The 24,939-nt window shown below is 40.7% G+C and carries 28 protein-coding genes and 1 pseudogene; 7 read left to right on the top strand and 22 right to left on the bottom strand.

The features are described 5' to 3' along the window. Positions 1 to 11: 11 nt before the first annotated feature. The 6 genes from QR42_RS01250 to QR42_RS01225 form a co-directional block, all read right to left on the bottom strand. Entirely contained in the window at positions 12 to 242 is a 231-nt protein-coding gene (locus tag QR42_RS01250) for a sulfurtransferase TusA family protein (RefSeq protein WP_039176128.1), read from the bottom strand. A 33-nt stretch (positions 243 to 275) separates the two neighbouring features. Then, positions 276 to 1,403, bottom strand: a complete 1,128-nt coding sequence (locus tag QR42_RS01245) for an MBL fold metallo-hydrolase (protein ID WP_039176127.1) — start codon at positions 1,401 to 1,403, stop codon at positions 276 to 278. A gap of 15 nt (positions 1,404 to 1,418) precedes the next feature. After that, positions 1,419 to 1,979, bottom strand: a complete 561-nt coding sequence (locus QR42_RS01240) for a sulfurtransferase TusA family protein (RefSeq protein ID WP_039176126.1) — start codon at positions 1,977 to 1,979, stop codon at positions 1,419 to 1,421. A 46-nt stretch (positions 1,980 to 2,025) separates the two neighbouring features. Continuing rightward, the gene (locus QR42_RS01235; RefSeq protein WP_039176124.1) at positions 2,026 to 2,379 is read right to left on the bottom strand and encodes a rhodanese-like domain-containing protein; all 354 of its coding nucleotides are present in this window, start codon (positions 2,377 to 2,379) and stop codon (positions 2,026 to 2,028) included. 14 nt (positions 2,380 to 2,393) lie between these two features. After that, positions 2,394 to 2,876, bottom strand: coding sequence for a DsrE/DsrF/DrsH-like family protein (locus tag QR42_RS01230; protein WP_039176122.1), 483 nt, complete (start codon positions 2,874 to 2,876; stop codon positions 2,394 to 2,396). 124 nt (positions 2,877 to 3,000) lie between these two features. Next, positions 3,001 to 3,261 (bottom strand): metal-sensitive transcriptional regulator, encoded by a 261-nt coding sequence (locus tag QR42_RS01225; RefSeq protein ID WP_039176119.1) that lies wholly within the window; start codon positions 3,259 to 3,261, stop codon positions 3,001 to 3,003. Positions 3,262 to 3,447: 186 nt separating this feature from the next. Between QR42_RS01225 and QR42_RS01220 the strand changes: the two genes are divergently transcribed. After that, complete coding sequence (locus QR42_RS01220) at positions 3,448 to 3,954, top strand: hypothetical protein (protein ID WP_039176116.1); 507 nt, start codon at positions 3,448 to 3,450, stop codon at positions 3,952 to 3,954. Between the two features lie 40 nt (positions 3,955 to 3,994). Next, positions 3,995 to 4,588 (top strand): transglutaminase-like domain-containing protein, encoded by a 594-nt coding sequence (locus tag QR42_RS01215; protein ID WP_039176114.1) that lies wholly within the window; start codon positions 3,995 to 3,997, stop codon positions 4,586 to 4,588. Positions 4,589 to 4,744: 156 nt separating this feature from the next. Here QR42_RS01215 and QR42_RS01210 read toward each other — a convergent pair whose 3' ends face one another. Continuing rightward, the gene (locus tag QR42_RS01210) at positions 4,745 to 5,581 is read right to left on the bottom strand and encodes a helix-turn-helix transcriptional regulator (RefSeq protein WP_039176112.1); all 837 of its coding nucleotides are present in this window, start codon (positions 5,579 to 5,581) and stop codon (positions 4,745 to 4,747) included. Positions 5,582 to 5,684: 103 nt separating this feature from the next. Between QR42_RS01210 and fabF the strand changes: the two genes are divergently transcribed. The 5 genes from fabF (at position 5,685) to QR42_RS01185 (ending at position 12,572) form a co-directional block, all read left to right on the top strand. Continuing rightward, on the top strand, positions 5,685 to 6,917 hold the full coding sequence (gene fabF, locus QR42_RS01205) for a beta-ketoacyl-ACP synthase II (protein ID WP_039176109.1): 1,233 nt from the start codon (positions 5,685 to 5,687) through the stop codon (positions 6,915 to 6,917). 135 nt (positions 6,918 to 7,052) lie between these two features. Then, positions 7,053 to 9,116: a thioredoxin domain-containing protein gene (locus tag QR42_RS19750; protein ID WP_039176107.1), complete on the top strand. Its 2,064-nt coding sequence runs from the start codon at positions 7,053 to 7,055 to the stop codon at positions 9,114 to 9,116. A 152-nt stretch (positions 9,117 to 9,268) separates the two neighbouring features. Then, positions 9,269 to 10,039, top strand: a complete 771-nt coding sequence (locus tag QR42_RS01195; RefSeq protein WP_039176104.1) for a SurA N-terminal domain-containing protein — start codon at positions 9,269 to 9,271, stop codon at positions 10,037 to 10,039. A 224-nt stretch (positions 10,040 to 10,263) separates the two neighbouring features. Further along, a complete protein-coding gene (gene glpT / locus QR42_RS01190) occupies positions 10,264 to 11,598 on the top strand; it encodes a glycerol-3-phosphate transporter (RefSeq protein ID WP_039176103.1) in 1,335 nt (444 codons plus the stop codon). A 92-nt stretch (positions 11,599 to 11,690) separates the two neighbouring features. Then, a complete protein-coding gene (locus QR42_RS01185) occupies positions 11,691 to 12,572 on the top strand; it encodes a glycerophosphodiester phosphodiesterase (RefSeq protein ID WP_039176100.1) in 882 nt (293 codons plus the stop codon). 39 nt (positions 12,573 to 12,611) lie between these two features. On the opposite strand, the gene QR42_RS01180 is transcribed toward QR42_RS01185, so the two are convergent. The 15 genes and pseudogenes from QR42_RS01180 to QR42_RS01105 all read right to left on the bottom strand — a co-directional run bounded on the left by QR42_RS01180 (position 12,612) and on the right by QR42_RS01105 (position 24,784). Next, positions 12,612 to 14,000, bottom strand: coding sequence for an amino acid permease (locus QR42_RS01180; protein ID WP_039176097.1), 1,389 nt, complete (start codon positions 13,998 to 14,000; stop codon positions 12,612 to 12,614). Between the two features lie 218 nt (positions 14,001 to 14,218). Beyond that, positions 14,219 to 14,977, bottom strand: coding sequence for a DUF4097 family beta strand repeat-containing protein (locus tag QR42_RS01175; RefSeq protein ID WP_039176094.1), 759 nt, complete (start codon positions 14,975 to 14,977; stop codon positions 14,219 to 14,221). A 26-nt stretch (positions 14,978 to 15,003) separates the two neighbouring features. Further along, complete coding sequence (locus tag QR42_RS01170; RefSeq protein WP_039176091.1) at positions 15,004 to 15,687, bottom strand: hypothetical protein; 684 nt, start codon at positions 15,685 to 15,687, stop codon at positions 15,004 to 15,006. A 50-nt stretch (positions 15,688 to 15,737) separates the two neighbouring features. Beyond that, positions 15,738 to 16,370, bottom strand: a complete 633-nt coding sequence (locus tag QR42_RS01165) for a TetR/AcrR family transcriptional regulator (protein ID WP_084096460.1) — start codon at positions 16,368 to 16,370, stop codon at positions 15,738 to 15,740. 196 nt (positions 16,371 to 16,566) lie between these two features. Further along, on the bottom strand, positions 16,567 to 17,514 hold the full coding sequence (locus tag QR42_RS01160; protein WP_039182952.1) for an alpha/beta fold hydrolase: 948 nt from the start codon (positions 17,512 to 17,514) through the stop codon (positions 16,567 to 16,569). Between the two features lie 54 nt (positions 17,515 to 17,568). After that, positions 17,569 to 17,868: a hypothetical protein gene (locus tag QR42_RS01155; RefSeq protein WP_039176087.1), complete on the bottom strand. Its 300-nt coding sequence runs from the start codon at positions 17,866 to 17,868 to the stop codon at positions 17,569 to 17,571. Further along, positions 17,865 to 18,080, bottom strand: a complete 216-nt coding sequence (locus tag QR42_RS01150; RefSeq protein WP_039176085.1) for a helix-turn-helix transcriptional regulator — start codon at positions 18,078 to 18,080, stop codon at positions 17,865 to 17,867. Before QR42_RS01150 ends, QR42_RS01155 begins: the two co-directional genes overlap by 4 nt. 187 nt (positions 18,081 to 18,267) lie before the next feature. After that, a complete protein-coding gene (locus QR42_RS01145) occupies positions 18,268 to 18,873 on the bottom strand; it encodes an ABC-2 transporter permease (RefSeq protein WP_039176083.1) in 606 nt (201 codons plus the stop codon). Beyond that, a complete protein-coding gene (locus QR42_RS01140) occupies positions 18,857 to 19,732 on the bottom strand; it encodes an ABC transporter ATP-binding protein (RefSeq protein ID WP_039176080.1) in 876 nt (291 codons plus the stop codon). The genes QR42_RS01145 and QR42_RS01140 overlap by 17 nt, the downstream gene beginning before the upstream one ends. 5 nt (positions 19,733 to 19,737) lie before the next feature. Then, positions 19,738 to 20,109: a GntR family transcriptional regulator gene (locus tag QR42_RS01135; RefSeq protein ID WP_039176077.1), complete on the bottom strand. Its 372-nt coding sequence runs from the start codon at positions 20,107 to 20,109 to the stop codon at positions 19,738 to 19,740. A 169-nt stretch (positions 20,110 to 20,278) separates the two neighbouring features. Next, entirely contained in the window at positions 20,279 to 21,406 is a 1,128-nt protein-coding gene (locus QR42_RS01130) for a DUF418 domain-containing protein (protein ID WP_039176076.1), read from the bottom strand. A 153-nt stretch (positions 21,407 to 21,559) separates the two neighbouring features. Beyond that, positions 21,560 to 22,108, bottom strand: a pseudogene (locus QR42_RS19530) (TlpA family protein disulfide reductase); the annotation flags it as partial. Between the two features lie 10 nt (positions 22,109 to 22,118). After that, entirely contained in the window at positions 22,119 to 22,628 is a 510-nt protein-coding gene (locus tag QR42_RS01115; RefSeq protein WP_039176074.1) for a HEAT repeat domain-containing protein, read from the bottom strand. A gap of 19 nt (positions 22,629 to 22,647) precedes the next feature. Next, positions 22,648 to 24,069 (bottom strand): sporulation killing factor system integral membrane protein, encoded by a 1,422-nt coding sequence (skfF, locus tag QR42_RS01110; RefSeq protein WP_039176071.1) that lies wholly within the window; start codon positions 24,067 to 24,069, stop codon positions 22,648 to 22,650. Further along, positions 24,062 to 24,784 carry an ABC transporter ATP-binding protein gene (locus QR42_RS01105; protein ID WP_039176069.1) on the bottom strand — a complete coding sequence of 241 codons (723 nt, stop codon included), beginning with the start codon at positions 24,782 to 24,784 and terminating at the stop codon, positions 24,062 to 24,064. The genes skfF and QR42_RS01105 overlap by 8 nt, the downstream gene beginning before the upstream one ends. Positions 24,785 to 24,939 lie beyond the last annotated feature (155 nt).

Raw genomic sequence — 24,939 nt, 5'->3', positions numbered from 1 at the left:
CCCTACATCCTTTAGGACCCTTTTCTCATCCAGAACTTTAGCACGTGACCTTCTTCTATCTGTGTGATCAATTCATGTCCGCTTGACTTCGCCCATGCAGCCAAGTCAGCTTTAGCCCCTTTATCTGTTGCATGTATTTCTAAAACTTGACCTTCCACCAAGTCGTTCATTTTTTTCTTCGTTCGAATAATCGGCATTGGGCATGCAAGCCCTGTTACGTCTAATAGTTGATCAGATGTCATTTGATCGTTCCTCTTTTCTTATTTTATTGGACATTACCGAATCGCACAACGGTTTGGACCAATTTCCATTTCCCGCTGCTCTTCATCGTCTGGAGTCAATTTCCCCATATTGGTATACCGGATGTCTTGATAGGCATTTGGCTGTGCAGGAAGATTCTTCGTGACCATTTGTCTAAATGCATCTTCGTCTTCAATGTTCAGTCCATGATTTTCTTCAAATAGAACGCCAAGTTCCTTCCAAACGCTTCCGTCTTCATTCACTTCTTCCATGATCATGAAATGCGCAGGTAAAACAATTAATTCTTTCGAAAGCGCCATATATCGGTCATAAAGTGTTTCTCTCAAATCACCTACCCAGTCCTCCGCCAGTCCAGCGAGATCAGGTCTTCCGATGGAATCAACGAACAAAATATCACCTGAAAGAAGAAATTGATTGTCTACGATAAAAGATGTTGAGCCGATCGTATGTCCCGGGGAATAAATGGGTTGAATGTCGATGGAAGCTGTTCCAATCGTTATCCGCTGTCCTTCTTCAAGATGTTTGTACTCAAAGGTTACCTCTTCTGCATCTTTTGGTGGCAGCCAGTAAGCAGCTCCTGTCTGATCAGCTAGTTTTTTCCCACCAGAAATATGGTCCGCATGAAGGTGAGTATCCAGCACATGCGCCACCGAAACATCATGCTTTTTCGCAAAATCGATATAGACCTCCGTCATTCGAGCAGCATCCACAACCGCAGCTTCTCCATTGGACATGATCATATAGGACAGACACCCTTTGCCCATCCGTACAAATTGATACAGCTCTCCACCGCCGCTTAAATCACCAATCTTCACTGGCTCGACATGCTCACTCCATGCCTTCATACCACCTTGTAAATAACTGACCGTTCTGCCCGCCTCTGACAGCATCTCCGCCACCATAATAGAGGAGCCCTCTTTGGCACACACAACGAGCACTTCTCGGTCTGTTGGTACTTTCTCGACCATATCCTCTACGCCATCAAGAAGCTCAAAGTAAGGCACATTGATATAATCAACGGCTTTTCCTTCAATCTTCCAGTCCTGTACATCTGATTCGTTTCGTACATCTAACAAAAAGATGGGCTGTTTGTTGATAATCTTTTTTGTTAACTGTTCTGCTGTCATTGCTTTTACAGACATCGTTTTATTCAACTCCTATTTTTCAATCTCTCCTGTCCAGCTGTTCATGCCTGGCACTACGTTGATCAATTGATGAAATCCTTTTTCTTTTAACTTTTGCGCGGCTAATTCACTTCTTCTGCCTGAATGACAGATGAGGTAAATAAGCGTATCCTGGCTCAATTCTTCTGCACGGTGTTCGACTTCTCCAAGAGGGATGTGAACAGCTCCTGGAATATGCCCTGCCTCGTATTCATCTAGCTCCCGTACATCTAAAATAAACAAAGATTGATCTTCTTTTACCTTCTGTTGGAACGTATTCAAAGGCATTTCTGAAATCATTGACTCCCCTTCTTTCTCTTGCACTCCACCCTTACGTATCAAATGATGAAGCACCTGTCCTTCTACTTTTGTTCCTAAAAATTCGTGGCCGGCACTCTTTGACCATGCCGCTAGATCTGCTGCTGATCCTTTATCGGTAGCTTGCACCTCAAGCACGTCTCCTGGTAATAGCTCATTCATTTGTTTTTTTGTTTTCACAATCGGCATCGGACATGCCAATCCTTTTGCATCTAAAATGACAGTTGGTTGCTGCACGTGATGTCCTCCTTTATATAGGGGTGGGGGTATATTTTATACTTACTTAATGCCAAGCATTCATGCCACCCTTGATATTCGTAATTTGTGTAAATCCTTGCTTCTTCAATATTTTAGCTGCCTGCATACTTCTCATCCCGCTTTGGCATATCACATAAACCTCTTTGTCTTTCGCAAGCTGATTTGCTCGTTCTTTTAGCTGAGGTAAGGGGATGTTGCGAAATCCTTTAATATGGTTTGTTTGAAATTCTACAGGAGACCGAACGTCAATCAGTTGTTGATGCTGCCTACGCAATTGAGGTTTCATATCGGCTGCATCAATTTGTTTTATACCCTTTACAGGAAGAAAACGGCTCACCAGCAAACCAATGACGATGATGATCAAAAGTGTTTGAATCATGTGTTAACACCTCACTAGATAAATAAATTCACATTCCCAATTTCAGCCTCAGCTAAATACGCCGCCACACCAGCATATTGAATATCATCTAATAATTCTTTCTCCTGCAGCCCTAAAAGGTCCATCGTCATTGTACATGCCACGAGGTTAATCTCCTGTTCCTTCGCCATATCAATAAGCTGCGGCAAAGTCATGGCATTGTGCTTTTTGATGACGTGCTTAATCATCTTTGGGCCCATTCCAGCAAAATTCATCTTTGAAATGCCCATTCGATCAGCCCCGCGCGGCATCATCTTGCCAAACATTTTTTCTAAAAAACCTTTTTTCATTGGCACCAATTCATCCTTGCGCAAGGCATTCAGCCCCCAAAACGTATGAAAAATTGTTACCTCATGATCATAGGCTGCTGCACCATTGGCAATAATGTAAGCCGCCATCGCTTTATCATAATCTCCACTAAATAGCACAATCGTCGTTCGTTTTTTCTGTTCTTCCATTCTGCTCCTCCTTTTTCAATTACCCTTGGGGGTATATATAAAATAAAAAATATATACATATACCGGTAAGGGTATATTATAACAAGTAAAAAAATCCGTCAACCTCCAAAGGCTGAAGAATTTCTTACCGGCTTTTCACCAATAGCTCAACCGCTTCTTTCACAAGACCCTCCGTATCCTTGCCTTGTTCAAGACTTTCACGGACACATTGCTCAAGATTTGTACTCACAATCACACCCATTGCACGATCAATGGCATTGCGTGATGCAGACAGCTGCGTCACCACCTCGCGGCAATCCTTTCCTTGATCCATCATCGCAAGAACCCCTTTAATCTGCCCCTCAATCCGGCGAAGACGATTCTTCATCTGCTGATTATATTCCATTCACAAGTACCCCTTTCTATTGAATTCCTATGAACAGATAGTATACCCTAAGAGGTATTTAGTCAAACGACTTGTCCTTCTCTTTTGTAGAGAACGTATGTGAAAATAATTGCACATTCCACCATTTATTGATAAAAAGAAAATAATCAACGAACGAGAAATCATTGAAAGAAAAGAGGACAGCCCATGACTTTACAGCATTATATTGGATCAAACAAAGAACTGCCGCTTGGTACCATTGGTCAAAATCCAACCTATAAACCATTCTCTGAACTCAATATCAACATCTTTGATAAAAAACAAAAAAAGCCAAAAACCTATCAAAAAGAAGAACTTTTGATAGAAGTATTTGAAACAGAAGAGGATTTCGAAGGCATTCACATTGATGATCTAGATCCCGTCTATGAAGCGGTAAGAAACAAATTCACGCATCCTTTTGTTTATGAATTAGACATCATTCATTCTCTTCGTGCACTTTTTAAATTCATTGAAAAAGAGCTTTCAAAAGGAGAAACCATCGAAATCTATTCTTGTCTAAATGAACTCGAAACGGAAGAAAAGGATGATCGATTGGATGTAGAAATTGACCTAAGCAAAAAACGGTTTGGAAAACATATTGATTTTAAAGGGATCGATGAACTGATTGATATGTTTGAGTTAGAAAACTTACAATATGTGTTGGTGAAGAAATAGACCCCCTGCGGTAAAAGTATAGAGAAAAGGAGACACTATCATGAACTTGACATGTGAATCTAAAAATTTTGATGATTATTTATGTGAACTAGCTGAAGTTGATTATTCTCATCCTCTTATTCGAGCAAAATCAAATGAACTTTTCAACCCTTTGCAGACAGAAATAGAAAAAGCAAAAGCAGCCTTTGAGTTTGTTCGAGATGAAATTCCCCATACATGGGATATCCAATCCAAACGAGTGACTTGTCATGCATCAGAGGTATTAACTTATAAAGAGGGAATTTGCTACGCAAAATCGAACCTATTGGCTGCCCTGTTGCGCTCACAAGGAATACCCACAGGTTTTTGCTATCAGCGGTTAATGTTGTTCGATACGCCAGATAAAGGATATTGTATTCACGCATTAAATGCAGTATTTCTGCAATCACTTAATAAATGGATTCGATTAGACTCTCGCGGCAACAAAACAGGAATTGATGCTCAATTCTCACTTGATCATGAAAGATTAGCTTTTCATACCCAACAAGAATTAGATGAAGTCGACTATCCTTTGATATATGATAAACCACATCCAAAAACAATGAGCGTTTTAAAAGAACATACAGATGCTATTGAGATGTATAAACACCATTAACCAGAAACGTTATAGGCTTGGGGGGCAAATAGACCTCGACAAAGCCAAACGTGAAAATAAACCGGTGCTTATCAGCATCGGTTATGCCCACTTATCACTGACGGCATAGGATCTATTTTATATTTAATAGCCATAATAACTTCATCCAAACAATAGCTAGCCTTCAATTAAACGTTTCAACTTAAGCTCCGTATCAGTATCCTCAACTGGAGTATAGACACTGCATCTTAAATCAGTATCCCCATACACTTGTAATGAAGTGAGGTTAAACAACATTTTACCTGCCTTAGCATGACGAAATTCAATTAATACTTCAGGCGCATAGCTGATCTCATTTTCATTCCAAATTTTACGAAACTCAGGATATGCCTGCTCCATTTCTTCTATAAATTGCTCATACCAGTCATCAGCCACATACTGTCCATAATACGTTCTAAATATGGCAATATATCCTCTAACAAAATGCTCCCAATTCACGGCTAGACTTTTAAATTCCTTTCTTGCGAATAGTAAGCGTATGATATTCCTTTCTGCCGGGATGATTTGTTCAAAGTCCAGAAATACATTAGCTGCTGCTTGATTCCACCCAACAATTTGACTTCTTCTATCAGATATAATCGTTGGGCAATAACGAAGCTCCTGCAAAATTTTCACTAAGGCCGGACTGATTTCCTTCTCATTCTCAATGATAAAGGATTGTTTCACTCCTTCCTCTAACGCTAAAGCGTACAAATATCTCCTTTCATCGTTATTTAATTGTAATGCACGAGAAATCGCATCTAATACCGAAGTAGATACTTTTATATCTCTGCCTTGCTCTAACCATGTATACCAAGTAAGACTCACACCGGCTAGTTGAGCCACTTCTTCTCTTCTTAATCCTGGTGTTCTTCTACGGGTTCCTACAGGTAAACCAACCATTTGGGGCGTAATTTTCGAACGTTGGTTTTTTAGAAATTCTGATAATGCTTGAAGTCTTGTTTCAGGTTTCATGAAGATCTCCCTTTAAAATATTATTAATTATACTAGGATAAACAACAACTTGTAATAGGATAACACAATGGCTAAAGTTAATAAAAACAAGGAGGGAATGATCATGAAAAGAGTTGTCATTACTGGAATGGGAATTATTTCTCCACTTGGAAATGATGTAAATAGCTTTTGGAATCAACTAATCAAAGGACAATCGGGAATATCTTTCATTGATTCTTTTGATACAACTGATTATAAAACAAAAATAGCTGGAATCGTTCGTGATTTCGATGCAGATAAAATATTGGGAAGAAAAGAAGCAAAACGTTTAGATCGCTTTAGTCAGTTTGCCTTAGCAGCAGCCGAACAAGCATTAGAAAATTCACAATTACAGTTAGATCAAGTTGATCTTGAACGTTTAGGCGTATATGTTGGTTCAGGAATCGGGGGCATCCAATCGCTTGTCGAAAATGTAAATGTATTAGATAAACGAGGTCCCTCAAGAGTAAGCCCCAGCCTTGTCCCCATGATGATTTCAAATGCAGCTGCGGCCCAAATCAGCATAAGATTAAGGGCACAAGGGCCATCATTGTCACCAGTCACAGCTTGTTCTATTGGGAACACCTCTATTGGTGAAGCTTTCAATGCGATCCGAAACGATGATGCAGATATTATATTTGCCGGTGGAGCAGAAGCTGCCATCTCACAGATATCTTTGGCCAGTTTTGGAAACGCACATGCACTATCTACTAGAAACCAAGAGCCAAGCCTAGCCAGCCGTCCATTCGATACAGATAGAGATGGTTTTGTGATGAGTGAAGGCGCAGGTATCTTAGTATTAGAATCATTAGAAAACGCAATTCTTAGGGATGCACCGATATTATGTGAAGTAGTGGGATACGGAGCTAGTTCAGATGCTCATCATATGGTAGCATCACACCCAGAAGGTAAAGGTGCCTACTTAGCCATGAAAAAAGCATTGAGAAGTGCAAACATATCAACAGATGAAATTGACGTTATTAGTGCTCATGCAACAAGTACACAAGTAGGTGATCGTTCAGAAGTTCTAGCAATTAAGAAATTATTTGGTGATCGTTCAAGTGAAATTCCAACAACGGCAAACAAGTCAATGACTGGGCACATGTTTGGTGCTGCCGGCGGAGTAGAAGCCATTGCTTTAGTGGAAAGTTTGAGACGAGGAATGATTCCGCCAACTATTAATGTAGAGAATCAAGATCCAGACTGCAATTTAGATGTTGTATTAGAAGCGAGGGAGCTTCCATTGAAATATGGGCTATCCAATTCTTTTGGTTTTGGAGGACATAATTCAGCCATCTTGTTAAAGCATTACGATTGATCAAGGGTGTATAGCCCTTGATTTTTTTTCATTTTGGGAATACCTCAGAGACAAATGATGACGGGCAACAGCAATCTGATATATTAAATAGAGAAAAGAGAATACTAAAAAACATTTAGAAAGGAAGGTGATCCCATGCCAAACAACCAAACACCCAACCCGCTCATCCATGAAAAATCACCATATCTCCTTCAGCACGCCCACAACCCAGTACACTGGTACCCGTGGGGGCAAGAAGCATTCGATAAAGCCAAACGTGAAAATAAACCTGTGCTTGTCAGCATCGGTTACGCCACTTGCCACTGGTGCCACGTCATGGCACACGAAAGCTTTGAAGATCAACAAGTCGCTGACATCTTAAACGAGCATTTCATTTCGATCAAAGTCGATCGTGAGGAGCGTCCAGACATCGACTCGATGTATATGTCTGTTTGTCAGATGATGACGGGGCAAGGCGGCTGGCCGCTCAACGTGTTTGTCACGCCGGATCAAAAGCCTTTTTATGCGGGAACGTACTTTCCAAAGAGAAGTGCATACGGGCGCCCTGGCTTTATCGAGGCACTGACACAATTGCTGGATGCGTACCATAAAGACCGGGATCATATTGAATCATTGGCAGAGAAAGCGACAAATAATCTGCGGATTAAAGCAGCAGGGCAGACAGAAAATACGCTGTCTCAAGAGGCAATTCACAAAGCCTATTATCAGCTCATGAGCAGCTTTGATACGCTGTATGGCGGATTCGGCTCCGCACCAAAATTTCCTGCACCTCATATGCTCTCATTTCTGATGCGCTATTATGAATGGACGGGGCAGGAGAATACGCTGTATGCAGTCACGAAAACGTTAGATGGGATGGCAAATGGCGGTATATATGACCATATTGGTTCCGGTTTTTCTCGTTATTCGACGGATGAAAAATGGCTTGTGCCGCATTTTGAAAAAATGCTGTATGATAACGCCTTGCTGATGGAAGCTTACACAGAAGCATATCAGCTCACTCCAAAACCAGAATATGAAAAGCTTGTCCAACGTCTGATTCAATTTATCAAACAGGAGATGATGAATCCGGATGGCTCCTTTCATTCAGCGATAGATGCAGATTCTGAAGGGAAAGAAGGACAATATTACGTCTGGTCAAAAGATGAGATCATCACCCATTTAGGGGAGGAGCTCGGCGCTTTATTTTGCGAAGTCTATCACATCACAGAAGAGGGGAACTTTGAAGGGGCGAACATTCCCCATACGATTTCCACCTCATTTGAGGACATCAAAGCCTCTTTTTCGATCGACGATAAAACCCTTCAATCCAAGCTGCAAGAAGCCCGGCATATTTTACAATCAGTCAGACAGCAGCGACCTGCGCCGCTTGTAGATGACAAAGTGCTCACATCCTGGAATGCGCTGATGATCGCAGCCCTTGCCAAAGCAGGAAGGGTCTTTGATTCAGAGGAAGCGATTCTTATGGCGCAGCAGGCGATGTCTTTTCTAGAAACACATCTTGTTCAACATGAGCGGCTCATGGTCCGCTACAGAGAAGGTGACGTGAAGCATCTCGGCTTTATCGAGGATTATGCGCATATGCTAAAAGCGTATATGTCTTTATATGAAGCGACCTTTGAATTAGATTGGCTGGAAAAAGCCACAGCCATTGCGGAGAACATGTTTGAGCTGTTTTGGGACAAGGAAAAAGGGGGCTTTTTCTTCTCAGGTTCAGATGCGGAAGCGCTCCTCGTTCGAGAAAAAGAAGTGTACGACGGTGCCATGCCTTCTGGTAACAGCACCGCACTTCACCAGCTTCTTAAACTAAGCAGAATGACTGGACGTCAAGACTGGCTGAAAACATTAGAACAGATGTTCAAAGCCTTTTATGTCGATGTCTCTTCCTACCCAAGCGGACACACAGCGTTTCTGCAAGGGCTCTTGAGTCAATATGCGGCAAAAAGAGAAATCATCATTCTTGGGAAAAACGGAGATCCGGAAAAAGAACGGCTTTTACAGGCGCTTCGGAAACGATTTATGCCATTTGATATCATTTTGACCGCCGAAACAGGAAATGACTTAGCCAAGCTCGCACCATTTGCAAAAGATTACAAAACAATCGACGGCAGCACCACCGTGTATATTTGTGAAAACTATAGCTGCCGCCAGCCGATCACCCAAATCGATGAAGTGATGGAACAGTTATTCCACGATTAAGTTTGTCATATGATGACTATGAGAAGACAAAATGAGGACAAACAGATAAAAAACATGTCAATCCGCTAACAAATCGTCTGTACGGTTTTATTTTTCCTAAAAAACGGTTAGAATGCGCACTAGATGTTCTCATACCGAAGGGAGAGAAAATGATGAAAAAGGTTTCATACACACTCATCGCTTGTTTGTTATCTGTTGGACTTGCAGCCTGCTCGTCAAACGATGCCAAACAAGATAAGCAAAACGATGCAGCCAAAAACAAGGAAACAACACAGGCTGATCAAAAAGAGCAGCAAAAGCAAATGGAAGAAATGCAAAAGAAATTAGATGCACAAAAAATCGATGATCAAAAGGTCGTTGCGACCGTCAACAAAGACAAAATCACAGGCAGTGAATACAATAGCGCCTTATCTACCATCCAAGGCCAGCTTCAGCAGTCCGGGCAAGACCCAACTTCTAAAGAAGGCGAGAAAGCAGTCAAGAAACAAACCATTGATGCGCTCGTAGGACAAGAGCTCATCCTGCAAGATGCTGAGAAGAAGGGCTTCAAAGCCTCTGACAAAGAAGTAGATAAGCAGCTAAAGGAAGAAAAGAAACAGTTTAAAGACAACGCTCAATTCGAAGAAGCACTGAAAAAGAGCGGACTTACATTGGATCAGCTGAAAAGTGACATTGCCGACAGCATCAAGTACAGCCAATATGTCGACAAAGAAATCAAATCAGCCTCCGTCTCTGAGAAAGACGTCAAAGCGTACTATGACCAATACGCAGACCAAATGAAAAAACAAAAGCAAAAAGCACCAGAATACAAAGAGGTTAAATCACAAATTAAAAAACAGCTAGAATCTCAAGAAAAGCAGAAAGAAGTACAAAAAGAAATTGAAAAACTAAAGAAATCTGCGAAAATTAATGTGTCTCTGTAACAGCTAAGAAAAAATCCGCCATTGTGCGGATTTTTTTGTTACTTCACGAACCATTTTTCCAAATTTATGACAAAAGCCTCATCATAAACGTCTCTTCCATCCGATATGATGGGAGTACAAAAGAAAGCGCTAACAATTCTTTTGTCTCTGAAAAGGTACAGGATCAAAAGCAGTTCTCGTACTTTTGCTTCAGTCAATCGGACATCTACAAAAGGAGGATCTTTATGTTCAAATGGTTTAAACCTGCTCCGCATATCGACAGGCTTGATGATGCCAAAACAGACGAGACCTATAAGCGGCTGCGGCTGCAAGTCTTTCTAGGCATCTTTATCGGGTATGCGGGCTACTATTTGCTGCGCAAAAATTTCGCTTTTGCCATTCCATATCTACAGGAAGAGGGGTTCACGAAAAGTGAATTAGGCTTTGTACTCGCAGCCGTATCCATTGCTTATGGCTTTAGTAAATTCATCATGGGGATGATCTCAGACCGCTGTAACCCCAGATACTTTTTAGCTGCCGGACTCTTTTTATCAGCTCTTATCAATATCCTATTTGTCTCATTTCCGTGGGTCACATCCAGTGTATGGATCATGTTTTTGTTCATGTTCTTAAATGGCTGGTTTCAAGGTATGGGGTGGCCGCCATGCGGACGTACGATGGCGCACTGGTTTTCGGTTAGTGAACGTGGTACGAAAATGTCCATTTGGAACGTCGCTCACAATATCGGCGGGGGGATTCTTGCACCGCTTATCACATTAGGAATTGTGCTGTTTGCGACGTGGAAAAGTATCTTTTTCTTCCCTGCCATCATTGCCATTATCGTCTCCTTCGTGATCATTCTTCTCGTACGGGATACCCCGCAATCCACTGGTCTTCCGCCAATCGAGGAATATCGAAATGACTATCCGGCACAAAAATATGAGGATCAAGAAAAAGAATTAACAGTGAAAGAGATTTTATTTAAATATGTACTCAACAATAAATTCCTATGGTATATCGCCATTGCCAACGTGTTTGTGTACTTCGTCCGTTACGGTGTCGTTGACTGGGCGCCGACCTACTTAACAGAAGCGAAGGGCTTTTCACCAGAGCATTCACGCTGGTCTTATTTTCTTTATGAATATGCAGGCATTCCCGGTACATTATTGTGCGGATGGATCAGTGACCGCTTCTTTAGAAGCCGCCGCGCACCAGCTGGCGTCATCTTTATGGTCGGGGTGTTAATTGCTGTTCTCGTTTACTGGCTAAATCCTGCTGGCAATCCAATGGTCGATAACATTGCCCTCATCAGCATCGGCTTTTTGATTTACGGACCGGTCATGCTCATTGGACTTCAAGCCATTGATCTCGCTCCGAAAAAAGCAGCTGGCACTGCTGCCGGACTGACAGGCTTCTTCGGCTACATTGGCGGCTCTGCCTTTGCCAATGCCTTGATGGGTGTCGTCGTCGATCACTATGACTGGACAGGAGGCTTCATTTTACTGGTTGGTTCTTGTGTGCTTGCGATTGTTTTCCTCGCGATGACATGGAATACAGGAAAACGCGTAGAGCAAGCTTAATGAAAATCACATAAAAGATTCATATCCACCCAACATGCTCTTTACATCTATTTCTTATGATGGAGGCAGTTACCGTAAAAGGAGGTTAAAATATGAAGAAAAGTAGATTACTTGCTTTCGTGTTGCTCTCTTTTGCTTTACTGTCTTTTGCGTGGGTGCCGGCCACCATATCGGCTCATGAACATCTTTTATCTCCAGATCGCATCTTAACCGTTGCACACCGCGGAGCATCAGGGTATGCACCAGAGCATACCCTGGCTTCCTATAAACTCGCCACAAAGATGAATGCAGATTACCTCGAACTCGATCTTCAAATGACAAAGGATGGACATCTCATCGTGATGCACGACGAAACCGTTGACCGGACCACAAACGGAACAGGGTGGGTCAAAGACCTCACACTTGCCGAAATCAAACAGCTTGATGCGGGCACATGGTTTAACGAAGCCAATCCCGACAGACAAAATGCCAACTATATCGGACAGAGAGTCCTTACATTAGATGAGGTGCTGCGCTATTTCGGAAAACGAGAGAATTATTATATTGAAACAAAAAAACCAGACCTTTATCCGCAAATGGAAGAAAAACTATTGGCCGCCTTAAAGAAACATCATCTTCTTGGGAAACACACAAGAAAAGGGCAGGTTATCATACAATCCTTTAGTCAAGACAGCCTGCTAAAGCTGCAGAAATTAGCTCCGCGCCTTCCAAAAGTACAGCTATTAGACAGAGCCCAAATGACATCCATCACAGACGATCAGCTCGACTTTATTAAAACGTACGCCGTGGGAGTCGGACCGAATTTTAGAGCTTTAACACCTGAAAACGTCCAGCAGGTCAGAAGCCACGGACTGCTCCTTCATCCATATACGGTCAACAGCGAAGCAGACATGACACGTCTTCTGCAATACGGCGTCACCGGTCTTTTCACCAACTATCCAGATGTCTTTCAGCGTGTCAAATCTTCTCTGTAAACGACAAAAGCCTCGCGGTCCACTCCGCAAGGCTTTTGATTATTTCACCGTTTGATCAGAAGAAGCTGTTTCAATCGGTTTCCGTTTCCCAATTCCAAATACAAAAAAGCTAAGCGCCACTAAAATCAAGAACCCAATTGCTACAATAAGAGAAATACGCGTATCCTGATTAATGAGCATAAACACAAGTACCATTACTAAGAATCCGATTGTAAGATAGTTAGAAAACGGTGCTAGCGGCATCTTGAACGGATGCTGATCAAGCGCTGCTCCCTTCGCCTTTCTGAAGCCAATATGACTAATCAAAATGACAAACCAAGGCACCATCCCAGGAAGAACACTCGCACTATACACATAGACGAAAATGTTTGGCGGAGAAACATAATTCAGAACAACTCCTATCGCTAGACCAATCAGCACAGCGAATGTCCCAAAATACGGTACACCATTTTTCGAAATTTTTGTAAAGAAAGCAGGCGCCTGACCATTTACACCTAATGTATAAAGCATACGGCCCGCACTGAAAATACCACTATTACAGCCTGACATCGCTGCTGTAATCACAACAAAGTTAATAATACCAGCCGCTGCTGTAATTCCGATCTTCGCAAACGTCGCCACAAATGGACTGCCAAGCGTATTCAGCTGATCCCATGGATACACAGTCACAATGACAAAGATCGCACCAATATAGAAAATCAAAATACGCCAGATGATACTTTTGATGGCATTGGTCAGCGTCTTTTCTGGATTTTGTGCTTCACCTGCTGTAATCCCAATCAGCTCAACACCCTGGTAGGCAGCAATGACGAGCGACAATGCAAACAAGAACCCGGTAAATCCACCTGTAAAGAACCCGCCGTGAGCCCACAGATTAGACAAGCCGATAGGCGTCCCGCCATTTCCAAATCCGAAGAAAATAATGCCTAGACCTGCAACAATCATCAAGATAATCGTCACAATTTTGATCATCGCAAACCAAAATTCAAATTCACCGAACGACTTAACCGAAATCAAGTTGGCCGCTCCTAAAATGATCATCGCAATTAACCCTGGAATCCACGCAGGCAGCTCTGGGAACCAATATTTCATATAAGCCCCAACAGCAATAATTTCAGACATTCCGACAATGACCCACTGGAACCAGTTACTCCAAGCCGTCATATACCCTGCAAGCGGATGAATATATTGATGCCCGAATGTAGCAAACGACCCTGTACTCGGCTCAAGATATAACATTTCTCCCATCGCTCGCATAATAAAAAAGATAAAAATACCACACACTGCGTATGCTAGAAGAACCGATGGACCTGTCCATTGAATGGCCTTCGCTGACCCCATAAATAAGCCAACACCGATTGTGCCGCCAAGAGCGATCATTTGAATATGGCGGGCACTTAACCCTCTCTTTAATTCCTTTTGAGCCACTTTTCTTCCCCCTCATCAACAAACAACATAAAAAATAAAAATCAGAATTTTCATTCTGATTGAGAAACATCAATCTTTCGATGTATATTATCATAATAAATCTACCCTTAAAAAACAATTGTTTTTTTCAGGAAAACACTATTAACAAAATATTCTGACATAAAAAGAGTTTCAAATTGTTTTATATTGATATATTGAATCAAGGGAAGAAAGTTACTTCAATGCTGATGACTTAATAGAAAATGACCACCTCTTATATCAACCTCAAAGGATCTTTGTCCATTCTTATGCACCAAGTTTTTCTGCTCTCGATAACAAAGAAAGTCATTCTGAAAAGTGCCAGATCTTTTCTTTACATAACAAGTAAACCCATCATTTTCTGGAATCGCCACTTTGACATATGCTCCAGTTGAAATAGACTTAAGTGAATGTAGCATGCTTGTAGAATGAATTTGTATCCTTCTACCTGTTACATGCAGATCAACTTCTGAGAAAGCACCCGTCAACTCACCTTTTGACGATGTGGCGTGCAATGACAATGTCTGCGCGGCCAGCTGCCGGCTAGAAATAAGTCCACCAACTGTCTCTAAAAGAAGATGCTTGATTTCACCTGACAGCATCGTCTTTCCAGAAGTTAAATGACCATAGACATTTTCCACCCCCAACCCTTCTGCCTGAAGATTTGCTCCTTTACAACGAATGGACATAGTCTGTATTTGATTTTTCGGAAGATAAATAGTGAGATCTGTTTGATAAAGGTGCAGTCCTAAGCTGAATATTCTTTTTCGTCTATCTTGAATGACCAGCCGCCCATCTTTTACCTGATGATGCAGCAAATAGCGCTTTGGAAAGACTTGATCGGTCGTTTGACGAATGATGAGATAAGGATGATCATGGTGATGGATACGCACCTCTCCGAGCAGCCAATCAAGCGATAATTCTACGACCAATTCTTCAATTTGAACCGTATGCTCCACATGTCTCCCTCCTTTTTCATCGTGGCTTATCTCGCTTGAAGCCGGGTGATACTGGCCCACAATTCCAACATTACAATCAGAACAGCTACGACCATGACTCCTGACAAAATGACATTCATTTGATCATTTCCATCAACTGCGATACATACGTTTCCTAAAACAGCACATAGAACAATCGCAGTCATGATCGTCATGAAGGTAGATTTCTTCATTAATCCCACTCTCATCGCAATCATGCCAATACCATTAATACAGCAAGTAAACACTAGGTACGTTTTGATCACATTGAACATCACATCAGCAGTCAGCGCATCCTGAACGATAGGGAAGAACGTTTCAGTAACACTAAACACAATAAATGAAGGAATGATGCTACACAGCATAGCAATCGTAGAAAAACACAGCATCCAGACCATTCTCGGAAGGAGTGATGCTTTCAAACTTGGTGAATAAGCTTCATGTTCTTTCAATGTATTCACCACTACTCGACAATACATCCATGCTGTGACGATCGAAAAAAAGATCATCCATACTATACTGGTCAACAAATAGATATTCGGATATTGCTGAAAACCTATTTCCTGTTCAACCCGTGCAGCAAACGCTGCAAAATAGATAAACACCAGCAGTACAATGCTTGCGATCATACTAGCTTGAATGTAATTTTTCATATGACTTTTTCTCAGCTCTAGTTTTATGAAGTGAAGCATAAGGCATCCTCCTATGAAATGAATTCTCCTTTTGTCTCTTATTTGACCAGTTAGATTTCAGACTGATCATATCCACCAATCCCAGCATAATGCGCTGTGACCTTTTGAATGAATAGATCACTCACCACATCCACTCCAAGCCCTTTCATCATCTGTTGTAAAAACAGCAAACGCTGACTAGTTTCCTGCTGATCACGAGCAAATAGCGTTGGGTTCAGCCATATATTCACGAGAAGCATAAACACTTCTGCCACTTCACCAGGAAAAGCAGTCGTTATCGAACCATCCTCAATCCCTTCAAGAATCAGCTGTTTGATTTTAAGCGCATCCTGATTTACGCCTGCCTTCATTCCCTCCACCACAAATTGCGGGTTTTTGATCTGGTCAACCAAGATCCCATCTATCGAATGAGATTGTGGATCTGCCACAAGCTGCTCTAAAATACGCTGCAGCTTCTCTTTCGCATGCGCTGCCTCTGTATGCTCAATCAAATCTTCAAGTTTCTTAGTCGCATGGCGAAATTGCCTCTCCATCACGGCACGTAATATTTCTTCCTTTGATTTGAAATGATGATAAATAGCCCCTTTAGACATATTCAATTCATGTATGATATCCTGCAAACTTGTCTTTTCGAATCCTTTTTCCTGAAACAGTTTCGTCGACACATCTAAAATTTGCTGGATCGTCTTTTCTGGATATTTATTTCTGGCCAATTAAAACGCCTCCCTTTACATACCGACCGTTGGTATGTATTTTAATCCACTACATGATAAACTGTCAATATCGGTTCTTTATATAAAATAAAAAAAGACCGCTCACACGGTCTTCTCGAGTTCAAACTGAACATCGGCAATGCCGAAGCCCCACCAGAATCCCTCACTATCGGTGACTCTCGTTGATAGATAGAAATTCTCTAAAATCAGCTGCTATTTCCTTAGATTTCGTATGATGCAAATAATGGCCGCCTTCGAAAGTAACAACTTTTCCGTGATCTACATTTTTCAGAAGATCTTCATGCATCGGTTTCCAGCTTGGTGTTTCTTCCTCCGTTTCATCCGCTAGGTAGAAAACAACAGGGAGATTCTTAGGGAAATGTAAGCGTTGAGCGTTATTAAAATTATTCGTGATGTTTTCTGCCTCGCTAGCTTGGCTTTCATCCAAGAAATTTCGGAAGGTCAGCATTTTAATCTGATCTTTCGTTTGATCATCCACGTTAGGCATCACGAGTTGATCTGGATTCATTTTCACTATCAATCTGTAAAAACCGGATTGATGAAGCAGCTGCAAGCTGGAGACTGGCAATTCATCTGAATCCTCCTGCTTCGGAACACTATTATCAATTCCAACAAATGCTTTCACTTCTTTTTCATATTGATTTACATATTCTAATCCATAAATGCCAAAAATCGAATGCCCCATCAACGTATACTTTTTAATGTTGAGCTTCTGCAAACATTCATGAATCTCATCTACAATGTTTTGACTTGTGCGTACTTTATCTGTATCGTCACTTAAACCATATCCAAATGGTTCAATCACTACGACTCTATAATATGGTGATAATTCATTTACTAGCGGCATAAAATCCAGCACGGGTGAAGCAGTTCCATAGCCCGGGAGAAGTACAATCGTTTCTTTCCCATCGCCTTGAATGAGCACATTCATCTGCTTCCCGTCCACCAAAACCTTTTGCCCATAATCTTCTATTTTCCCCTTCTCCCTTTCATTACTAATGAGGTTTACAAAATAAACAGTAGCTAGAAAAACAACCATGACCGTGATAAGAGTACATATAGATATCAACATGATTCTCAATATTTTTTTCATTGGTTTTTCTCTTCCCTTCATGATGAAGAACTCTAGCTTACATCCAGCGATGAATTAATATTTCCTTTCACAATAGATGATACCGATTGTATTTGCGCAAACACTTGATACATACATAAACGTAATCGCTATATAAAACCATTCTCTTGGAGATGAGAATTGATGGACCGAAGCTTGGATAACAGCAACCAATATATAGGCTATGGCAATACCTATAATAGAAAAACTTCCTGCTTTCGCTAAAATAAATTGACCTCGTTCATCATGTTTATATTCACGACTTTTCTTAAATTGAAAGGCCGTGCTTATAACAGAAAGGATAATCAAAGAATAAAGAATGATCGTCGTCATCATTGTTGTTCCTCCTTGTCGACCTCTTGAAAAACATCATACAAATCAACTTCAAATGTTCTAGCAATTTGAAATGCTAGTTTTAAAGACAAAGAATATTTACCATTTTCAATCGCTGCCACTGTTTGACGAGTCACACCTAACTTCTCTGCCAAATCCTTTTGTGTCCAGTCTTTTTCAGCTCGTAACACCTTGATTCTATTTTTAATCTCCATTTCAAATTCCTTTCTTGAAGGATACTTTACTTAACATAATGTTAAAAATAATTAACATTATGTTAAGTAATCATAACCTCTTTTCTAATGTATGTCAATTTCCCTTGATTCAAAAAAGAAGAATCATCCATTTTGAAAGTCCTGCCTCAAAATGAATGATTCTCGATAAATGATATGATCATCTGAATTAAAACACTTTCCTCTGGTAAATCGCAGTAGAAAGCCCCCAAGACAGCAGGTAGAAAAGCATAATCAGCACAGCTGACCCCGTATATAACATAGGGATCGACAAATTCATAATAAAATCAGTGATCCCACTGAATTGCTCTGCTAAATAGAGAACAACAGGCGGTCCCATAGCAGATAATACGATAAAGCCAATGATCACTGCCGTTGTGATATAACCGGGCTTTAAGATATAAAACAATGGAAACGTACACGCCGCGAACAATAAAAACAACCCGCTGCCAATCGCAATATCTGACAGCGAAAACAGCTTCCCAAAAACAAATAATGCAGCACTTGTCAGCACGATCGCAATACTCATATAGAAAATGGCGCCAAGATAACGTGATGCGATAATTTCTTTACGTGTATAGGGCAAGGAGTTTAATAGAATATTCGTTTCTGACTTTTCATCATACGCATATGTGTTAAATGGAATGAAGACACTAGCGACTAGAAACGTCAATACTGGATGGACATCCATGAAAATAAAAAATAAGATAAACGGAATAAAAATAAGTAACTGCTTCTTTTGCAAAATCACATCACGCTTAATTAAATGAAACATGCGCAACCCCGCCTTTCAAATAAAACATGATATCCTCAAGCGACGCCGGTTCAATCACAACAGCATCCCCAAAAATAAGTTTTACTTCATCAATCCGATCCGTTAATGCTTCAAACCCGGCTGCTGTACGCTGGATATGGACAAAGGCCTTTTCTGTGTCTCGATCCAATAACTCTAGGCTTCCTTTCACAAGCGCATAACTTTCTGCCACTTCATGAATCGACTGTTGAAACACCAATCTTCCATTTTGTATAAACGCAATATAATCCGCAATCCGGTCTAAATCAGTCGTCACATGCGTCGAGAAAAAGATCGTCCGATTTCCATCAATCATCAATTCTTGTAACGTGCTGAGCAGCTCTCTTCTAAAAACCGGATCTAAACCAGCAGTTGGTTCATCCATGATAATCAGCTCTGCATGATGCGACAGCGCAATCGCAAGCGACGCCTTCATCTGCATCCCTTTTGAGAATGTTTTGATCGCTTTATTCAGCGGCAGACCAAACTGCTCAATATATTGCTCAAAAAGCCGGTCATCCCAGCGTTTATAGGCAGGTGCTACAATTCGTTTGATGTCCTTTAAATTCAATCCTGGGAAAAAAACGTTAGCATCGTAAACAAAGCCGATTCGTTCCTTAATCTCTTTTTCATGAGTATGATAATCCAATCCAAAAACCTTGATGTCACCTGAATCGGGTTTTAACAAATTCATGATCATTTTAATGGTGGTCGACTTACCCGCTCCATTCTCTCCAATAAACCCTGTAACAAATCCTTTCTTAACTTGTAAATCGAGATTCTGAACTGAAAAATCCTTGAATCGTTTCGAAACTCCTTTGAATTCAATCACATGCTCCACTCATCTCACTCCTCATATAAGAACTTTAATAACTGCTGCAATTCATCAAAAGATAATCCTAATTCTTTCCCGTTTGTGACAACCGCTCCGAGCTGTTCCTCGATCACCTTCAATTTCTTCTCTCTCATCACTTCTACGTTTTGTTCCGCAACAAAAGATCCCTTGCCTACAATTGAATAAATAAATCCTGCCTTCTCTAACTCTTCATACGCTCGCTTTGTTGTAATCACGCTAATTTGTAGATCCTTCGCCAGCTTTCGAATAGACGGCAGTGCTGCGCCTTCTGCAAGCTCACCCGTTAAAATCATCGATTTGATTTGATTCGTAATTTGCTCATAGATGGGCTCCTTAGAATGGTTTGAAATCGTAATTTGCATATAAAAACCTCTTTTTTCACATAGTTAGAACAAAATATTGTATATATACTATATATACATTATATACACACTAAAAGAATATTCAACCATTTTAAAAAATGTTCTCCTCATTTTTTTAAAATAAAAAACCGCACAGCCCAAAAGCCATACGGTTCTTTAACAAAATGCTTTATTTCCAATATACCCATTTTCCCATAAGCCACTCCACAGGACCTCTTCTCCATTTTTTCAAATAGAGATAGCTGATGAACAGCTGTGCTGTGTACAGTCCGACAGCAAGAAGCAGCCCAAATATTGACCCCAATTGTCCAAATAGACCAAGTCCATAAGAATAGAAAATCGTTGTACAAATAATCGACTGCGCCAAATAGTTTGATAGAGACAAACGGCCAAGCCCTGCAAACAGACGTTTCAACCCTTGTGCAGCCTTTGAATAGTAAAAAACAATAAAGGCTTGAATATAACCGATCGTCAGGACATAGGCTCCTAACGTCAACACCATTTCACTCCAAGGAGCATCAATAAACGTCGCACATTTTAAAGCAAGCCCGATGATAATCATCCAAATCCAGCCTTTACGATAAGCCATGCCTCGATCTTCTTCTGTCAAATGACCTTTTTTCCCGATCGCCATGCCAAGCAGTGCAAATGGACCGATCATGATAGGAGCATAGAGAAGACTTAAAATTGGTGTCATAGTAAGTGTTACAATTGCCATAATGATGGAGACGATTACCATATCATCTTCAATTGTAATCCGGCTCAATACAATATCGCCATATGTACCAGTCCCATATACATTCGTTAATAAATCAGGATTTCCGTAAATAAAATTCATTAGAGATGGATAAATCACTAAAGATAAGGCACCTAAAATACCCGACCATATAAACACTGTTTTGATTCGGCTGTTTATAAACATCATCAAGAAAAACATACAAGCTCCATAATAAAGAAGGATGTCACCATTCCAAATAAAGATGTAATGCAGCATCCCAAGCACAATCAGACCAAAACCACGGCGAACGACAATGGCATTCGTATTTAACCCCTTGGCCTTCGTCGATTCAATCAGCTTGATAAAAGAATACCCAAACAAAAAGGAAAAAATCGGATAAAAAGACCCTTGGAACAAAATTTCCGTCACATATACACCGAATTCCTGCCCCCAAAAACTCGAATCAAACATTTTCTCAAAATCATAATCATATTGAAAATTAAGCATATTCACGATCAAAATACCTAATAAACTAAAACCACGTAAACTATCAATAAACTCAACCCTAGATCCCTTCAACTCGACAGCTCCTTCGGACAATATAAAGATAAAGCATATTTATCCTACCACACTTTTAAAAAATTGGTTCATATCCCCATGTGAAAAGGTGTGTTTTAAGGTAAATTTAATAAAAAAACCTAGAATATACATTCTAGGTATCATACTGAATAATTATGACTTATGACTTTCTTCTTCTTTCCGCAGCACACGCTTCAAATAAAACAAAATTCCCAAACCAAACAAAATTAACGCCAGTTCCCAGTCTGCAGAAATCGGCAACCATTTCAGCATCATTAAAATCAGCAAAACCGCTCCAACACCTGCGGAAAAAATGACGTTTCTTTTTAATTCTTTGTTTGATTTCAACAACACTCTCTCCTCCCCAATTGAATGTTTTTCTAACTTTTTCAAAATTCTTTCCCAGCCGGTATCTCCCATTTTCCGATCTATTAACTGCCCATCTTGATCAAAGAGGCAAAAGCTAGGTAATCCTTGAATCTTATACTTTGCAACAATCTCATAATCTTGATCCAATACAATAGGAGCGGTTATATTCTTTTCCTCTACATACTCTGAAACAACATCTTCCGATTTTTCCTCTTCTGTATATGGAACATGGACACAGGTTAAATGAATACCCAGCTCATTCACACGTTGTAGAATATGATTGGTTAATTCTTCACAATGAGGACAGCTGACTGACCAAAAATAAAGAAGCTGATGCTGTCCCTTAGGTACACTCCTTTAGCTGAAAAGCGATAATTTTCCCTAAAGCTTCCTCTGCAGCAAAAGGAGTAACGCTGCCTGTTGGATTTTCTTGTTCTTGTTTTAAGCACTCGTACATGTTTTTTTCAATTTTTGATGGATCAATCCAAGAGATACACCATGATGCCCAGAAACAAGTAGGTCCCTCATAACGTTTAGCCAGTTGCAGAAGGAAGGGCAAACTGGGCTGACCAATCCTCATGAGTGACATTGCAGCGGCCATTCTTGTATCTTCTTCGTCACTTTCTAATAGCCGAGCTAGCGGTTCTGCTGCGTCCCCCGCATCTGCTCCAAATTCACCAAGTACAGCTGCTGCAATGTTCCGCAGAGAGCCTTTTTCTTTTAAAGCCTCAACAAGGACGGGCACTGCATCTTTTCCTGATTTTCTCAATTCCCCCATTGCTTGAACGATCGTTACTTCATTTGTATTGGCCAATTGTTGAACGGATTGAGACAGCTTATTTTCTGGTTTCATTTACAATCAACTCCTCTTTTTAATGAACCGTACGGTATCGATAACAAAGCATATAAAATCCAGCCCCAGCCGCTAGGGATACAATTGTAGTCAGCAAGCCATCAGTGATGAGATAAATGCTAATCATGACCATAGCACTGATCACAAACGCAAATAGCAATGAGCGATAATAGGCGGTCAAAGCAAAACTCCTTTCTCTTCTCAGAGGCTGCATAAAGGCAAAGAGCCGTATGGCCAAAAACCATATATAAACTCCTCCACCAAATAAGGTCCAATACAAAACATCCTGAATCTCAACCAAATAAAGAGAAATCAAGTAGAAAGCATACAGCCAAAAGGTTTGAAACACTTCTAACAGAATGATTTTTTGATATAAAGCACCTGGAAAAAGGTAGAGCACTCCTGTTTGTGCGTGTCTTACAATCCCTGCATAATATGAACTAAAAAGAACGGATACCGCCATGACGATCAAGAATAGATTCAGCCAATCTGAAAAATAAGTAAAGACAACATAGTAAGTACCAATTAACAGCATAGTAGATAGTACATGGAAAATCATATACTTTTTTATCAGCAATAATTCAATCCAAAGAAAAGCCCAGCTCCCCGTTAATGCCGGAAGTCCCCACCATGTCCTGCTCTTTTTTTGAACGATTGGACTTGATTGAATATGTTTCCCCTCAAATTCCTCCCAAAATACTGCCTCCTTGACTAAAGACTCCTTCATCTCTAAACGATGACTAGCACTGTACATCATCATGAAAGATAGAAACATCACTCCAATAAAAATGAAGACAGAAAGAATGGAGAACTCTTCGATCATACGTCCAGCTTGAAACATCAAAGAATCAGCAATGTTCATCAATGAAGGCTGTTTCATCACCAATTGATTCAAAACAAGCAGTGAAAAGCTGAAATACATCAAGACAAAACCGAGTAAGAGCAAACGCTTGTATACTCGAATGGTTCTAGCACAAGAAACCGCAATCATCCAAGTTTCGACCAAACATAACAGCCCTGTCAGAATGAGTGATTTTCCAAGCAGAAACGGGTACTGCTGCGTCATAAAAAACAGGAGTAGATCGGCAGCTACAGCAGAGAAAATGAGAAGAGCCCCTCTCCAGAAAATGTGATACATCCACACACTGATAACAACCGTCCATAAAGAAACGCCATTTCCATATAACCAAATGATATCGTTCATTTGGCTAGGCAGCCGGTTCGTAAACAAACCAACCCCCATATAAAGAACAAACAAACAGACAATGATCCACCCTGCTGCACTTGTATCCCAATCACCCATACTTGAAACTGCGCTTAGCTGAAAACCAATTGCCGCTATGAAAAGAAGTAAGATCAGAAAAGGCATTTTCTTTTCTTGATTTTTACTGATCAAGCGCCTTTGAGATTTCATCCATAAAAGGGAGAGTGTATTATTCACTTGACCACTCCCCCAAAAGTTGAATAACTTCTGCCCTCCACTCAACCTGTTCTTCCTTTAATTGAGGAACATCCATACTCTTCATGATGGCACCGTCTCGAATCAATACCACCCTACTGGCTGTATCGAGAACGAACTCCAGACTATGAGTCGACACAAAAATCGACCCACCTTGACTACTTTTTTGTCTCAGCCAATCCGACAGCCACTGTTTTGATGGAATATCTAACCCGACAGTCGGTTCATCTAATATAAAAAGGGAGGCATCTTGAACAATGGCTCCTGCTAAGACGACACGCTGCTTTTGGCCTCTTGAAAGCCTTCCACACAGTTCATTCATCTTCTTTTCCATATGTACTTCTTTCAACGCTTCATATACCTTTTCCCTGATCTGTTTTAAGCTTTTATGATATCCACGAGCACGGAATTGAACATGTTCAGCAGCCGTTAAATCTGGATACAAATACGGCTGATCAGGAATAAGAGCTACTTGTTTTTGGACATGGGCATGACCAGGCGGGAAACCCTCTATGAGAATTTCCCCTCCATCTGGTTTATATAGACCCGTTAAACATCGAATCGTTGTCGTCTTCCCGGCACCATTAGGCCCAAGCAGCGCCACAACCTCCCCTGGTTCGATGGAAAATGACAGATCCTCTATCCCATCACCATTTCTATATCGTTTGCTTACATTCTGAACCTCCATGAATGGCATCAAATCTCTCCCTTTTATTAGAGTGATGTATGCTTATCTATGGTGTGTTAAAAATCAAAAACGAATGTCATTAGACCCACTAATCATTAACCCTAATATTACCATATAGAGAATAACAAGGTAATAGGATTGAGGTAATCTATTCTATATACAAC

Origin of the sequence: Bacillus sp. WP8 (assembly GCF_000800825.1) — a bacterium.
GTDB lineage: Bacteria > Bacillota > Bacilli > Bacillales > Bacillaceae > Bacillus > Bacillus safensis.
This window is presented reverse-complemented; position numbering and strand designations above follow the sequence as displayed.